The organism is Paenarthrobacter sp. PAE-2 (assembly GCF_026013155.1).
Taxonomy (GTDB): Bacteria; Actinomycetota; Actinomycetes; order Actinomycetales; family Micrococcaceae; genus Arthrobacter; species Arthrobacter ureafaciens.
Genome location: NZ_JAPDNV010000027.1, coordinates 17,866 through 32,141, shown reverse-complemented (window position 1 = coordinate 32,141; position 14,276 = coordinate 17,866). Strand labels below are relative to the sequence as shown.

The following is a 14,276-nucleotide window of genomic DNA, read 5'->3' as shown; positions in this document are numbered from 1 at the left end:
CACCCTTTTGGGAAGATACCCCCTGGGGGTAATTGATTTATACCCCTGAGGGGTATAAATTTGATCCCATGAACACGGCAGACCTGAACTACCCGGGATCGGACCTCCCTGCACTGGAGGTTGATCTTGGGCCCACCACCCATGGGTACACGGGCAACAAAAATGCTTATCTGAGGCGCCTGAAACGTATTGAAGGCCAAGTCCGCGGCATCGCGAGGATGGTCGAAGAGGACAAATACTGTATCGACATCCTCACCCAGGTGGCCGCCGCAACCAAGGCCCTTCACGCAGTGAGCCTGGGGCTCGTTGAAGAGCACATCGGCCATTGTGTTGTGGGAGCCGCTTCCGAGCCCGATCCCCAAGCCCGGGCGGAGCAGATCGACGCCAAGGTCAAGGAAGCCACAGATGCCATCGGCCGCCTGCTGCGGTAGCCGGTCAAACCCGCACTACCCCATTCAACTCACCACCAAGGAGCACTTCATGAGCCAGACAATCCAAACCAACGTCAACGTTTCCGGCATGACCTGCGGGCACTGCGTTTCGAGCGTGAGCGAAGAACTTGAAGCACTCAACGGGGTCGAGGAAGTCTCCGTAGACCTGAACCCCGGTGGGCTGTCCACCGTGACCATCACCTCCACAAGCGAGCTCTCACCGGCTGAAATCGGTGAAGCGGTCGCAGAAGCCGGCTACGTGGTGGTAGCCAACCAAGCATAGGAGTTCCCTTGACCAACCAGGAGACGTTCCACAAGCCCGATACCCGGGTAGTTGAACTGGACATTGAGGGCATGACGTGCGCGTCGTGCGTCAATCGCGTAGAACGGAAGCTCGGCAAGATCGAAGGCGTCGAGGCCACCGTCAACCTTCCCCTGGAGTCAGCCCACGTCACCGTCCCGTCGACCGTCACGGACCAGCAACTCGTAGACACGGTCAACGCCACGGGCTACAAGGCCACCATCCGCCAAGTATCAACCCAACAACCTCGCCACTCCGTCGAAGTGGGGGACATGCGGCAGCATGCGTCCAGGCGAGGTACGAGCGAGCATGCAGAGCATGTCGCCCACAGCGACGACTTCGGCGCACATGGGGACCACGCCGAACATGGCGAGGCTCCTCACGGGAATCACATGGAGCATGGCCCGGCTGCATCCACCCTGTTTCCCCGTTTGATCCTGGCAGCCATCCTCACGGTCCCCGTTTTCGCGATCTCCATGATTCCGGCCTTCCAGTTCCCCAACTGGGGCTGGGTTGTGGCCTCGTTGGCACTCCCGGTAGTGAGCTGGGCTGCGTGGCCGTTCCACCGAGCCGCAGCCATCAATGCCCGGCACTTTGCGTCCACCATGGACACCTTGGTCTCCATCGGTGTGATTGCGGCCTACGTCTACTCCGCCTGGCAGCTGTTCGCGGACCCGCGGATCACCGAGCATCCGGGCATGGAGGGCATGTCCGGCGGGCTGTACTTCGAGGTCGCCGCAGTCGTCACCACGTTCCTGCTCCTCGGCCGCTACCTGGAGGCCAACGCCAAGGCGAAGGCAGGAAATGCCCTCAAGGCCCTGCTGAATCTCGGCGCCAAGGACGCAACCATCCTCGTGGACGGCAGGGAACAGAAAGTTCCGGCGGACCAGCTCCAAGTGGGGGACATCTTTGTGGTTCGCCCTGGTGAGAAAGTCGCCACTGACGGCGTCGTAGCGGAGGGTTCTTCCGCCGTCGATGCCTCCTTGGTGACCGGCGAATCGGTTCCTGTCGAAGTCGGACCGGGAAGTCCCGTCACCGGCGCCACCATCAACGCATCCGGGCGGTTACTGGTCAGGGCCACCCGGGTGGGGTCGGATACCACCCTCGCGCAGATGGGCCGCTTGGTCAGCCAGGCTCAAACGGGCAAGGCACCCATCGCCAGGCTCGCAGACCGCATCAGTTCCGTGTTCGTGCCGATCGTCCTGATCATTGCCGTTCTGACGTTTGTACTGTGGGTGGTTTTCAGCGGAGACCTCAACGCGTCGTTTACTGCCGCTGTGGCAGTTCTCGTGATTGCCTGCCCCTGCGCCCTGGGCTTGGCCACCCCGGTTGGCCTGCTCACGGGAACCGGCCGCGGCGCCCAGCTGGGCATCCTCATCAAGGGCCCCCAAGTCCTTGAAGACACCCGCCATGTGGACACCATCCTCCTGGACAAGACGGGCACCGTGACCAGTGGCAAGCTTGCCGTGGACCACACTATTGCGCTCAACGGCCAGGCCGAAGAGGACGTACTGCTGCTTGCCGGTGCCGTTGAGGCCGCGTCGGAACATCCCATCGCCCACGCCATAGCTGCCGCCGCCAAGGAAGCAATGCCCGACGCCGGCGCCATACCCCGCGTGGAAGGCTTCACTTCCGCTCCCGGAGGTGGAGTGAAGGGAACTGTTGCGCTGAACGGAGCCCGAAAGTCGGTTCTTGTTGGCCGCACCGGTTGGCTTGAGGAGAACGGCGTGAAGCCCACGCCCGCCCAGCAGGAAACCTTCGCGGAGCAGGAACGTGCCGGAGCAACAGCGATCTGGGTCGCGTTGGATGGACAGGCTGCGGGAATCATCAGCCTGACTGACACCATCAAACCCGGTTCAGCGGACGCCATCCGCAAGCTCAAGGAGCTGGGAATCCGTCCCATGCTCCTGACCGGAGACAATGCGGCCGTGGCCGCTCAGGTCGCCGACGCCGTCGGGATCGCCCCGGATGATGTCTTTGCAGGTGTCTTGCCGGAAGGCAAGGTCGAAGCCGTCAGGAAGCTCCAAGATGCCGGTGCCACCGTTGCGATGGCAGGAGACGGCGTGAATGACGCTGCCGCACTGGCCCAGTCTGATTTGGGCATAGCCATGGGGTCCGGCACTGACGTCGCCATTGAAGCATCAGACCTGACCGTCATGGGGAGCGACTTGAACCAGTTGGTGCAGGCCATAGAGCTTTCACGGAGGACCTTGTCCACCATCAAGACCAACCTGTTCTGGGCGTTCTTCTACAACGCGATCGGCATCCCGGTGGCTGCCCTTGGCCTGCTGAACCCGATGATCGCCGGCGCGGCCATGGCAGCCAGCTCCGTCCTGGTTGTCGCGAACTCGCTCAGGCTGCGTTCCTTTGGGAAGTAGCCCCCAACTGACTGTCAGTTGTTGTTGTTCCGAGCCCCCAGAACAACAACAACTGCCAGCTACTTGGGGATACCAGGGCCCGGGCTAGGCCGTTCCAAAGCGGACGGCGGCCCGGGCCTTGGCCTTGGCCGCTTCCTCTTCACGGTTCTTCGCGGGGCCGTGGCTCACCATCGAATCAAGCAGGTGCTGCGTGATGTGTGCGATCTGGTGAACAGCCTCCGCGAAGGCCTCCTCGTTGGCCTTGGACGGCTTGGTGGAGCCACTGATCTTGCGCACATATTGAAGGGCAGCAGCCTCAACTTCAGCTGACGTGGCACGCGGTTCAAAGTTATGCAGGGTCCGGATATTTCGGCACATAAACCCATGCTAGCCATGGGCAGGGCTCCATGGGGAGGGGTGCCCATCGACCGTCCCGCGATTCCCGGGATAGGTTTTATTCATTGGATCTTCCGGATGAGCCGGAGGCCGCTGGGGATGCCGAAGAGCTCGGGTCCGAAAAGAATGAAGGAGATATCTCATGGCTATTTGGGGTGCAGACGTTGATCAGCTTCGCCAGCTCGGTAACAAGCTGAAGGCCGGCGCAGAGACCATCGAGCAGCAGCGCTCACAGCTGAAGGGCGCACTGGACGGCACCGACTGGAAGGGCCCGGACGCTGACAAGTTCCGCGGTGAGTGGGACAGCCAGCACGCTTCCAGCCTCAAGAAGGTTGCCGACGCACTTCGCGACGCCGGCGCACGCGCTCAGAAGAACGCCGAGCAGCAGCAGCAGGCTTCCAACTAAGACAGTTGGGAAAGGCCCGGACGCCACAGCGTCCGGGCCTTCGCCTGTTAAGGACCAGGGACCGGCTCGACGTCGTTCGCGTGGTCAAGGACGCGCTCCGCCACCGGGTCTGTTCGGGCAGCCCGCTTGTCGCCCCGCAGTTCGTCCACCCGGACCAACACCACACCGCCCACAATCAGCAGGCCGCCCAGCAACTGGATGGATCCGGGCAGCTCGCCCAGCAGCAGCCAAGCCCACAGCACGGCGAAAAGTACTTCCGTCAGGGACACGAACGACGCCACTTTGGATCCGAGGCTACGGGCAGCCATGATGCCGGAGACGTATGCGAGCACGGTTGCCAGAATCACCAAGCCGCCCACCGAGACCCACCACGGGGTCTCCCAGGGTCCGAGCGAGGTGTTGGCCGTGCTGAAAGTCATGGGCAGCAGGCCCACCGCTCCCACCAGCCACATGACCACCGCGCCCACAACCAGGCCACCCGAAGCCAGCACCAGCGGCGGCAAGGTGTCATTCTCCTTGGCAGTGATGAAGAAATAGATGACCAGGCACACGGCTGCGGCCATGCCCCACAAGACACCGATGAAGTCCACCTTCACGGAACCGGTCAGGTCCAGCACCAGCACCAGCCCCGCCAGGGAGAGCAGGGCTCCGGCAGCAGTGAGGGCGCGTGGCCGGCGTCGGCTGGAAATCCAGAGCCACAGGACGATCATCACCGGCGCCAGGTACTCCAGCAGGAGCGCAACGCCCACAGACAGGCGTGCCACTGCGTTGAAGTAGAAGAGCTGGCAGCCGGCAACGCCGATCAGGCCGAAAAGCAGGATGGTGAGCCAGTTGTCCTTGAGTTGGTGCCAACGGCCGCGAAGAACCACGACGGCGGGAATCAGCAGGATGAGGGCAGCGCCACTGAGCCGCACGGCGACGGCGGCCCCGGGAGACCAGCCGGTCTCCAGCATCGACTTGGCGAAGGATCCGGAAGTGCCGAACACTGCCGAGGAAATGATGGCGATGCCAAGTCCGGATGCCAGGAATCCTTTTGCATCAGCCATGGTCCTTGTTGCTGACACAGCAGCCTCCTGTCAGGAGTAAAGTGGGCTTATGGTCATGACAGTACTCCCCCAGCATGTAAGGAGTCAAAGTGCTTTTTGCGCCTGACACCGAGGTTGCCCTCCGCAGTGTCGTCAACCTGATCAACACCGCCGCCAATGGAGAGGACTCGCTGGCCACCGTAGAGGACCTTGACGCTTTCCTGGATGCCGAAGGTTTCTCCGGTTCGCGCACCAGAACGGCCGCTGAGTTGCGCAGCGTAAAACGCCTCCGGGGTGAGCTCGCAGCACTCTGGAGTGCCGATGAGGACACCGCTGCCAAAGCCATCAACAAACTCCTCGCCGATGCCAAGGCCCTCCCCCAGCTCGTCAAGCACGATCAGTGGGACTGGCACCTCCACGCCACCACCCCGGAAGCTCCGCTGGCGGATCGCATGGGCACGGAAGCCGCCATGGCAATCGTCGATGTGATCCGGAGCAAGGAGATGGAGCGGATGCGCCTCTGCGCAGCGGAAGACTGCGACGCCGTGGTCCTGGACCTCAGCCGCAACCGTTCAAAGCTCTACTGCGACACCGGAAACTGCGCCAACCGGACCCACGTCGCAGCGTACCGGGCCCGGAAAGCCGCCGAGGGCGACTAGCCTTCACCCCACCGGAACTAAAAAGCGCTCCCCCATCAAACGGGAGGAGCGCTGGAACCTAGTGTCCGCCGTCGTGCGTTTCCGGCGTATCAGGCGAGTCCGGCGAACCCGGACGGCCCTGCGGCCGCTTGGAACTGAGGTTGACGCCCGAACCCTTGCCGAGGTGTTCGGCATTCTCCTTGTAGCTCATGGACAGCATCGCAGCCACCACGAGGCTCACAATGAAGGCGATGCCGGCGCCTGTGAAGGCGAGGTCGAACCTCGGAGCCTTTGCGCTGCCGCCCGAGGCGAAGATCAGTACGGCGACGAACGCCAAAACGGCAAAGAATGCGGAGAAGACAAGCGGTCCCTTGACCGAAGTCCGCATCTTGCGCGGTTCTCCTGGTGTCTGGTCAGCCACGGTCATTCCTCCAATAATGGCGGCTTCTAAGAGCTGCCGCCGGTTTGCAAAGTTCTACGATCAGTAGAACGTCCAGCTACTAGTTTACGGCCTCGGGTGACGAGCCGGGTGCAGAGGGTCCGGAGGACGCCTTGGCTTCGTGACGCAAGGTAAGCCCCGAGAGAATCCACAAGACCCCGCAGATGATGGCGCCGCCACCGGCCACACCCAGGAGCGCATGGGCGCCCATGGAAATGAAGAACGGCAGCGCCACGGCCGTACCCACGGAAACAACGCCGGAAATCAGCCAATCCCGGGCGACGTCGTCGCGCTTCCGGACGCCGCGAGTCAACTCGGACGCCCCCAGGACCAACAGCGCTACGACGGCGGAGAGTGCAACGCCCGCGTCGGACCGCGTCACCAGGGCACCGATCCCACCCAGGGCGATGACCACCGGCACGAACACCGGCAAAGTCCGGAACATCCAGACCGCTCCCGCCGTGGCCAGCAGATACAGTCCCATAGCCCACGCAAGCCCCTCGCCGGAAGGGTTGCTCCAGAACGCCGTGACCAACCCGAACACCAGTCCAACAGCAGCACGGAGCAGCACGGGCTTCCAAGGCGTGGGCCGGGAGGCAGAACGGGGCTGGGCGGCATTCGCTGGGAGAGTCACGCGTCCAGTTTAGTGCGAACCCAGGACCATCCACCGATCCGTCCGCGCCCGAAGGCCAAGGGTCACCCCGCGCGCCAGCATGTAGCCCAGCGCGAAGGCGAGCCACAACCAGACCAGCCCCGCCGCGCCGTCGGGCCTTGTCAGGTACACCGCCGCCAGGAGCGGCAGATAGACAGCAAGATTTACGACGCCGGCAATCGCCAGGTAGCGGGCGTCGCCGGCACCGATCAGCACGCCGTCAAGGACGAAGACGTAACCGGCGAGGGGTTGGCCGACGGCCAGCACCCACAAGGCAAGAGTGAGCGCAGACCGGACTCCCGCGTCCGAGGTGAACAGATAGCCGGCAAACGGCGCCACCAAGGCCAGCAACACCCCGGTGATCACGCCGAAGCCCAAGCCCCAGCGAACCATGGTCCGTGTCAGTTCACGGGCCCGCCGGGCGTTCCGGGCTCCCAGCTCCTTGCCGATCAGGGCCTGGGCTGCAATCGCCAGGGCATCCAGCGCAAACGCCAGGAAAGAGAAGATGGTCATGGCCAACTGGTGGGCTGCAAGGTTGACCGCGCCCTGTGCCGTGACAACCACAACGGTGGCGAGGATGGCCACGCGGAGGCTGAGGGTGCGGAGCATGAGCCACGAGCCCACTTTGGTCATGGCGCGGATGCCGTGCCAATCGGGCTTGAGGGAAACGTTGCAACGCTGGGCATTGCGTCCGACAAACACCAGGTAAACCGCGGCCATAGCCCACTGCGCGATGCTGGTTCCGATCGCGGAACCAGCCACGGAAAGGTTCAGCCCATACACCAGGAACCAGTTCAGGGCGATGTTCAGCGCGAACCCGGCAGTGGCCACCACCAGCGGAGTACGGGTGTCCTGCAATCCCCTCAGCACACCTGTTCCGGCAAAAACCAGGAGCATCGCGGCCAGGCCCGGCATGGACCAGCGGAGATAGTCGACGGCGAATCCCTGCACGTCTCCGCTCGCGCCCATGAGACCAACCAGCGGCTCGGCGAAGATGAAGCCGAGCACCGCGAGCGCCACGCCAAGCAGAAGAGCCAGCCATACGCCGTCGCGCCCTGCCGCCAAAGCCCTGCCGAGCTTTCCGTCGCCGATCGCGCGGGCGACTGCCGGCGTCGTCGAATATGCCAGGAAAACCATGAGCCCAACCGCGGTGTGCAGAACCGTGGAGGCGAGTCCCACACCGGCCAACTGGTCGACGCCCAAGTGCCCTACGATCGCCGAGTCGGCCAGGAGGAACAGGGGCTCGGCGATCAGGGCGCCGAAAGCGGGCACGGCTAGCCGGAGAATTTCCCGGGCATTGGAACGGCTGGGGGCGGTTGTGGTTTCAGGCACTCATCAAGGGTAGATGCTCCCCCAAACCCCCGACGCTCTATCACATCCCACCCTGATTGCCCCGACGCTCTATCACATCCCACCCCCAAACCCCCGGCGCTCTATCACTCTCTTCAGGGGAGTGATAGAGCGTCGGGCTGAAGGAGGCAGGATGTGGAAGAGCATCGGGTGAGGGTGGAAAGGGGAGAGATCAGCCCGTGACGCCCGTGAGCTCATTCGGCACGTGCTCAAGCTGGGCCGATCCCGCAACCTTCCCGCTGGAAAGGTTCACAGCGCGGATGGTTCGCGTCGCAGGCTCGGTGACGAACGCCGTCGAGCCCTGAACGAACAGGGTGGGCCGCGGGTCCTGCCAGGTTTCCGACTCTTCCCATGCAGCCACCACAGGGATGTTCTTTTCCACAGCGCCCGTCAGCGGGTTGATGACGCGCAAACCGCCGTCTGTTCCCAAAACCAGCGCTTCGCCTGCGGGTCCCCGGCCCAGCGAGCGGAACGAATAGCTGGTCCCGATGTCCACGAGTCGCAGCGATGCGGAGTCGGTATTGACCAACGAGATCCTGGTAGGACGCTCCAGCTTCGCACCCTTATCCACCTTGTAGTCACCGAGGATCACGGCAGATTTCTCCGAGCCCGCCTGGTTTCCCATCCGGCCGTATGCATCCGGGCTGGGCACCTTGGTGATGACGCCGTCCTTGTAGATCAGCATGCCGTCGGTGCACCCCACCGTCACGGCTTCACCGCCAGCCATCGCTTCGCCATGCACGCCCGGGCAATCCTCATTGCGCGCAATTTCCCGGCGATCCTGGCCCTTGCCCGCCGACAAAATGGCGATCCCCTTCCGACTTTCCTCATTGCCGAGCGTCACCAGCATCTTGCCGTCCTCAAGCTCGACGGCGACACCATGGTGAGGCTCGGGCGTCGTGTACTGGTCGGTGGCAGGCAGTTCGCTCTCTTTTGTGAGGTCGGCAGAAGCGAAGCTCTCCACTTTCCCGGAACCGTCGCTGAAAAGGACGGTCCTGCCGGCGTGGGTAACCACGTGCCCTGCTTCGTCGGCGTCGAAGGAGAGCCCGGTCAAGGCGGGGTCGGAGACGTAGTGGTGGCTATGGTCGCCGTGCGCCTCGGACCAGGCACCGGAGTCCAAGACACGGAAAGCGTCCCCCGTTGAGATGAGCACATGCCTGCCGTCACCCGCCGCGTTCAGCCTATTGAAGCCTTCCAGCTCCACGCCGCCGACTGGCTTCAGGGTCTTTGCGTCCAGAACGGCCACGCCGCCGTCGTGGGTGTAAACGAGGCGAGGGGCGGGAGCGGGCGCCTCCTTGGTGGAGGCTGTGGACGGGCTTGGTTCCGGCGCCGCACCCGCCTGGTTGCCGGGCGCCGCGCAGGCGCCAAGCAAAACGGCGGAAAGCCCGACGGCGGCAACCGCCCGCAGACGGCGGCGCGTGGTTCTCAAGGGCAGGTCGAAGGAGGGTGTGATTGATGACATGCGTTAATAATAATGATTCTCAATTGCATCGCAACTTGAGCGCTACCTACTGCCCGACACCCTAGCCACCCCCCAATCCCCCGGTTCCTCTATCACTAAACCCATCGATCTCCCCGTTGCTCTATCACTGCCTTCAAGAGAGCGATAGAGGAACGGCGGAAAAGGGCCGGGAAGCGATAGAGGAACGGCAGAAAGGGAGCGGGAAGTGATAGAGCGACGGCCTGGAGGCGCCGGGAAGTGATAGAGCGACGGCCTGGAGGCGGCGGGAAGTGGTAGAGCGACCGACTCAGTCACGTAACAGAAACACGCCAACAGTAAACTTCGAACCATGAGCGAGTCCCCCGCGAATTCCGTGACCCTCCGCTTCCTCGCAGCCCCCATGGACGTGGGCCACAGCGGCTCAGTCGATGCCGGCACCGTCCTTGAGTGGGTGGATAAGGCGGCGTACGCAGCAGCTGTCGGCTGGGCAAAGTCCTATTGCGTCACGGCGTACGTGGGAAACATCCACTTCGCAGATCCCGTCAACAGCGGCGACATGGTTGAGGTCACCTCCACGATCGTCTACACCGGCCGCTCGTCCATGCACATCCACACGACCGTGAGCTCCCGGGATCCCAAGGGCGGCCCGGAGACAATGCACAGCCAATGCATGGTGATCTTTGTTGCGGTGGGGCCCGACGGAAAGCCGATCCCCGTTCCGCAGTTCGAGCCATCCACACCCGCCGAAATCGAAGCACGCGAACATGCCCTTGCCCGCATAGATGTTCGCGAACAGATCGTGAACGCAATGAACGCCCAGGAATATACCGACGCCGGAACCGCGGAGCGTGTGACCCTGCGGTTCATGGCGTCCCCCACGGACGTGAACTGGGGCGGAAAAGTCCACGGTGGCATCGTGATGAAGTGGATCGATGAAGCCGCTTATGTCTGCGCGTCGCGGTACTGCGGAAAGGACACGGTTGCTGTGTTCTCCGGAGGTGTCCGCTTCTACAGGCCTCTCCTCATTGGCCATGTGGTGGAAGTGGAAGCCCGTTTGGTCTACACGGGCGCCAAAGGTATGCACATTGCGGTACATGTACGTTCGGGCGATCCAAAGACCCGGGAGATGAATCTGACCACGTACTGCCTCACCGTCATGGTGGCCCGGGACGAGACCGGTACCGCAGTTCCCATCCCTGCTTGGGTTCCGGTCTCCGAGGAGGACAAGAAGCTGCACGCCCACGCGCGCGAACTGCTGGAAATACGGGGCAGGGCACCTGGAAACCGGCTGCCGGACCATCTGTTGAACGCGGGCGGCCAGTGACCAGCGAACTGATCGACTGCGAAAGAGGCTAGCCCCCGAGTTCGCTGATCGTGAAGGCTGTCAGGAAGCCCAGCGAAGCAATCAAGCCGCTCAGCAGGTGATGTTCCTCGAAGGCTTCCGGAATCATGGTGTCCGCGAGCATTGCCAGGATGGCACCGGCTGCGGTGGCCGTGATGAAGGCAATGACTCCTGCCGGTGCGTTCTCCAGTGCCGAGTAGCCGATCAGTGAGGCAATACCGCACAGCACGGCGATACCACCCCAGACTCCGAAGACGTAGGCGGCGCTGCGTCCGGATTTCTTCATGCCCGCGGTACTGGAAAGACCTTCCGGGACATTGGAGATAAAGACAGCTGCGAGCATTGCCGGGCTGACACCGCCCCCGGTGATCAGCCCCAGGCCCAGAACCACGGATTCCGGGATGCCGTCCAGGAGGGCACCGACGGCGATCGCGGTCCCGCTGCCCGGCGACTCTGCTTCGCTGGGCTGGTGGCCACCCGAGCGTTTCCGGTGCTTGGCTCCCCGGCGGGCCAGCAGGAAGTTTGCTCCCACATAGACGACCGCGCCAGCCAGGAACCCGAAGACGGTCGGCCATAGACCCCCGCCACTGACGGCTTCGTCCACCAGGTCAAAGGCTAACGCGGAGATGAGGACGCCTGCCCCAAAGGACATGACGGATGAGACGATTTTGGGCGGGATGGACCATTTCCATGACAACGCCGAGCCGAGCACCAACGCGCCGCCGGCGATCGTGCCCCACATCAGGGCCTGCATCCACATCGGCAAATCCGCGCCCTCCTCAGTAATCCATCAACTCACGGATTCACCGAGCCTACCTAGCCCACCAGGTTTTCGGCGGCACCGTCCATGTGTCCGATGATGGTCTCGCGCGCCTTGGCAGCGTCTCCGGTTTCGATGGCGGCCACAATATCGTGATGCCGTCCGACGCTCATGTTCCTGGTGGCACGCTCCAAACCGGCGAACATAATGGACATCCGGATGGAGCCTTCCAGCGATTCCCACTGATGGAGCAGCGTTTCGTTCCCGGAAAGCCGGCACAGCGTCCGGTGGAACTCGAGGTCGGCTTCGATCTGTTCCTCGAGTGAGAGCTTTGCGGCGTTACCCATGTTCTCGACGGCGGCACGCAGTTCAGCGAGGGCGGCCTCCTTGTCCGGCATGTCGCTCAGGGTACGGGCAGCGAGCGATTCGAGGACGCCCCGGACCGCGAAGATGTCCCGGATTTCCTTGACGTCCAGGTGGCGAACGGAGAGCCGGCCGCGCGCCCCGGCAGAGACCAGCCCTTCCTGCTCCAACTGCCGCAGCGCTTCACGGAGGGTTCCGCGGCTGATCTGGAGCATCTCGGAGAGTTCGGTCTCTACGAGGTGGCGGCCGGGCTCCAGTTCCCCGCTGGTGATGGCACTCCGCAGAGCGATGAGCGCCTGTTCGCGCAAGCTCTTCTTTTCCAGTCCCAGCAGGGATGCGGTTAGGGCCATGATGTGTCCTCAATGTGTACGGGCGACTGCCAACAGTCCGGTGTTAACAGTTGATACTACGGGCAGGGGCACAGGACCGGCAGTCCTGCGCCCCCTCTTGCGGGTAGGTTCTTAGCCCAGTTCGGCCAGGACCTTGGCAACGATCCTGTCGACGGAGAGTCCGTAACGCTCATGAAGCGTCGGCAGCGCGCCGGCGTCGAGGAACTGGTCCGGAAGCGCGATGGGCACCACGCGCTTGCCCAGACCGGCGGTTACGACGGCGGAGGCGACGGTTTCGAACAGACCGCCAACAACGGTGTGGTTTTCCAAGGTGACGGCGAGTCGGTCCGTGTTCAGTTCGGCGAGGACAGTCGCGGAGTCGAACGGCTTGATGGTGGGGGTATGAACCACGGCAACGTCAACGTTGTGCTTGGCCAGGGCGTCTGCCGCTTGCAGGGCCCGCATGGTCATCAGACCGGAGGAAACGAACACAACGTCGTTGCCGCCGCGCAGCACTTTGGCTTTGCCGAGTTCGAATGTGTAGTCGTACTCATCCAGCACCGTGGGAACGTTGCCCCGCAGCAGGCGGAGGTAGGTGGGCCCTTCCGAGGCTGCCAGCTGGGGAACGGCCTGCTCAATGTCGACCGAGTCGCAAGGGTCCACGATGGTGAGGTTGGGCATGCCGCGGAAGATCGCCATGTCCTCGGTTGCTTGGTGGCTGGGACCGTAGCCGGTGGTCAACCCCGGCAACCCACCGACGATGTTGACGTTCAGGTTCGGCTCGGCGATGTCCAGGCAGAGGAAGTCGTAGGCACGGCGGGCTGCGAACACGGAGTAGGTGGAGGCGAAGGGGATCATGCCGGTCTCGGCCATGCCTGCGGCGGCTCCAAGGAGGAGCTGCTCGGCCATGCCCATCTGGAAGAACCGCTCAGGGAAAGCCTTCGCGAAGATATGCATGTCCGTGTACTTGCCGAGGTCTGCCGTCAGGCCCACAATCCGCTTATCAGCCTCGGCGGCGGCAACCAACGCGTGACCGAACGGGGCGGAGGTGGTCTTCTGGCCCGGGTCGGCGAAGGAAGCGATCATCGCCGACGTCTTCAACTTGGGCTTTGCGGCCGAAGCCGATGCGGTGACTGTGCTCATGCTGATGCCGTCCCTTCGTATCCTGCGGTCAGCTGCTCGCGGCAGATCTGCCATTCGTGTTCTTCGATGCGCATGAAGTGTGCCTTCTCCCGCGTCTCCAGCAGCGGCACCCCGCGCCCGACCTTGGTGTCGCAGAGGATGACGGACGGCTGCCCGACCGGTGCCGAAACTGCGGCGATGTTGTCGAACGCTGCCAGCAGCGCACCGACGTCGTTCCCGTCCACGCGCTGGGTGTACCAGCCGAACGATTCCCACTTCTCGGTGACAGGTTCGGTGCGCAGCACCGTATTGGTGGCGCCGTCGGCCTGGAGGGCGTTGATGTCCACCATGGCTGTCAGGTTGCCCAGCTGGTGGTGATGTGCGCCCATGGCAGCTTCCCAGGTTGAGCCCTCATCCAGTTCACCGTCGGAAAGGAAGTTGATGACGCGGTTGGAGGAACCCTGCGCCCGGAGGCCAAGAGCCATCCCGACGGCGATGGTCAGACCGTGTCCCAGCGAACCACCGGAGATTTCCATGCCCGGGGTGTAGGTGGACATCCCGGACATCGGGAGGCGGGAATCGTCAGAGCCGTAGGTTTCGAGTTCAGCCACGGGAACGATCCCGGCTTCGGCCAAGGCCGCGTAGTGCCCAATCGCGTAGTGCCCGGTGGAGAGCAGGAACCTGTCACGGCCCTCCCAGTGCGGATCTTCGGCACGGTACGTAAGCTGGTCGGCGTAAACGGCGGCGAACATGTCCGCTGCACCCAAGGCCTGGCCGACGTAGCCCTGGCCTTGGACCTCACCCATGTTCAGGGCGTGGTGGCGGATGCGGTAGGCGGCAGCGCGGATGCGCTCCACGCGGTCGGCGGCCGGCAAAGCGGGCGCTGCTTCGACTGATGGAATAGTCACGGGAATCCTTCCGGGG

Annotated in this window: 16 protein-coding genes; 6 read left to right on the top strand and 10 right to left on the bottom strand. The window is 63.4% G+C overall.

Annotated features, from left to right (window positions below; all coding sequences use genetic code 11):
- The first annotated feature begins 68 nt into the window (after nucleotides 1-68).
- From OCL88_RS15385 to OCL88_RS15375, 3 genes are read left to right on the top strand one after another with little or no spacing between them, the layout of a single operon-like run.
- Nucleotides 69-431: a metal-sensitive transcriptional regulator gene (locus tag OCL88_RS15385; protein WP_166186205.1), complete on the top strand. Its 363-nt coding sequence runs from the start codon at nucleotides 69-71 to the stop codon at nucleotides 429-431.
- A 49-nt stretch (nucleotides 432-480) separates the two neighbouring features.
- On the top strand, nucleotides 481-714 hold the full coding sequence (locus tag OCL88_RS15380; RefSeq protein ID WP_021473289.1) for a heavy-metal-associated domain-containing protein: 234 nt from the start codon (nucleotides 481-483) through the stop codon (nucleotides 712-714).
- An 8-nt stretch (nucleotides 715-722) separates the two neighbouring features.
- Nucleotides 723-3,110, top strand: coding sequence for a heavy metal translocating P-type ATPase (locus OCL88_RS15375; protein WP_264963051.1), 2,388 nt, complete (start codon nucleotides 723-725; stop codon nucleotides 3,108-3,110).
- 84 nt (nucleotides 3,111-3,194) lie between these two features.
- On the opposite strand, the gene OCL88_RS15370 is transcribed toward OCL88_RS15375, so the two are convergent.
- Nucleotides 3,195-3,467, bottom strand: coding sequence for a DUF2277 domain-containing protein (locus tag OCL88_RS15370; protein ID WP_021473291.1), 273 nt, complete (start codon nucleotides 3,465-3,467; stop codon nucleotides 3,195-3,197).
- 160 nt (nucleotides 3,468-3,627) lie between these two features.
- Here OCL88_RS15370 and OCL88_RS15365 point away from each other — a divergent pair, with 160 nt between their 5' ends.
- Entirely contained in the window at nucleotides 3,628-3,891 is a 264-nt protein-coding gene (locus tag OCL88_RS15365; RefSeq protein ID WP_021473292.1) for a WXG100 family type VII secretion target, read from the top strand.
- Between the two features lie 47 nt (nucleotides 3,892-3,938).
- Here the strand turns inward: OCL88_RS15365 and OCL88_RS15360 are convergent, their stop codons facing one another.
- Nucleotides 3,939-4,937, bottom strand: a complete 999-nt coding sequence (locus tag OCL88_RS15360; protein WP_205679887.1) for an EamA family transporter — start codon at nucleotides 4,935-4,937, stop codon at nucleotides 3,939-3,941.
- Nucleotides 4,938-5,026: 89 nt separating this feature from the next.
- On the opposite strand from OCL88_RS15360, the gene OCL88_RS15355 reads away from it, so the two are divergent.
- On the top strand, nucleotides 5,027-5,575 hold the full coding sequence (locus tag OCL88_RS15355; protein WP_021473294.1) for a CGNR zinc finger domain-containing protein: 549 nt from the start codon (nucleotides 5,027-5,029) through the stop codon (nucleotides 5,573-5,575).
- Nucleotides 5,576-5,633: 58 nt separating this feature from the next.
- Here the strand turns inward: OCL88_RS15355 and OCL88_RS15350 are convergent, their stop codons facing one another.
- From OCL88_RS15350 to aztD, 4 genes are all read right to left on the bottom strand, one after another.
- Nucleotides 5,634-5,981, bottom strand: a complete 348-nt coding sequence (locus OCL88_RS15350) for a hypothetical protein (protein WP_021473295.1) — start codon at nucleotides 5,979-5,981, stop codon at nucleotides 5,634-5,636.
- 73 nt (nucleotides 5,982-6,054) lie between these two features.
- Nucleotides 6,055-6,627 carry a hypothetical protein gene (locus OCL88_RS15345; RefSeq protein ID WP_264963050.1) on the bottom strand — a complete coding sequence of 191 codons (573 nt, stop codon included), beginning with the start codon at nucleotides 6,625-6,627 and terminating at the stop codon, nucleotides 6,055-6,057.
- A 9-nt stretch (nucleotides 6,628-6,636) separates the two neighbouring features.
- Nucleotides 6,637-7,977, bottom strand: a complete 1,341-nt coding sequence (locus tag OCL88_RS15340; RefSeq protein ID WP_062098838.1) for an MATE family efflux transporter — start codon at nucleotides 7,975-7,977, stop codon at nucleotides 6,637-6,639.
- 190 nt (nucleotides 7,978-8,167) lie between these two features.
- Nucleotides 8,168-9,457, bottom strand: coding sequence for a zinc metallochaperone AztD (gene aztD, locus OCL88_RS15335; protein WP_264963049.1), 1,290 nt, complete (start codon nucleotides 9,455-9,457; stop codon nucleotides 8,168-8,170).
- A gap of 328 nt (nucleotides 9,458-9,785) precedes the next feature.
- On the opposite strand from aztD, the gene OCL88_RS15330 reads away from it, so the two are divergent.
- Nucleotides 9,786-10,760: an acyl-CoA thioesterase gene (locus OCL88_RS15330; protein ID WP_166186208.1), complete on the top strand. Its 975-nt coding sequence runs from the start codon at nucleotides 9,786-9,788 to the stop codon at nucleotides 10,758-10,760.
- Nucleotides 10,761-10,788: 28 nt separating this feature from the next.
- Here the strand turns inward: OCL88_RS15330 and OCL88_RS15325 are convergent, their stop codons facing one another.
- The 4 genes from OCL88_RS15325 to OCL88_RS15310 form a co-directional block, all read right to left on the bottom strand.
- Entirely contained in the window at nucleotides 10,789-11,544 is a 756-nt protein-coding gene (locus OCL88_RS15325; protein WP_062098845.1) for a ZIP family metal transporter, read from the bottom strand.
- 50 nt (nucleotides 11,545-11,594) lie between these two features.
- Nucleotides 11,595-12,251, bottom strand: a complete 657-nt coding sequence (locus OCL88_RS15320) for a GntR family transcriptional regulator (RefSeq protein WP_021473301.1) — start codon at nucleotides 12,249-12,251, stop codon at nucleotides 11,595-11,597.
- Nucleotides 12,252-12,362: 111 nt separating this feature from the next.
- On the bottom strand, nucleotides 12,363-13,373 hold the full coding sequence (locus OCL88_RS15315; RefSeq protein ID WP_166186210.1) for a transketolase family protein: 1,011 nt from the start codon (nucleotides 13,371-13,373) through the stop codon (nucleotides 12,363-12,365).
- Nucleotides 13,370-14,260 (bottom strand): transketolase, encoded by an 891-nt coding sequence (locus tag OCL88_RS15310; RefSeq protein WP_021473303.1) that lies wholly within the window; start codon nucleotides 14,258-14,260, stop codon nucleotides 13,370-13,372. The genes OCL88_RS15315 and OCL88_RS15310 overlap by 4 nt, the downstream gene beginning before the upstream one ends.
- Nucleotides 14,261-14,276 lie beyond the last annotated feature (16 nt).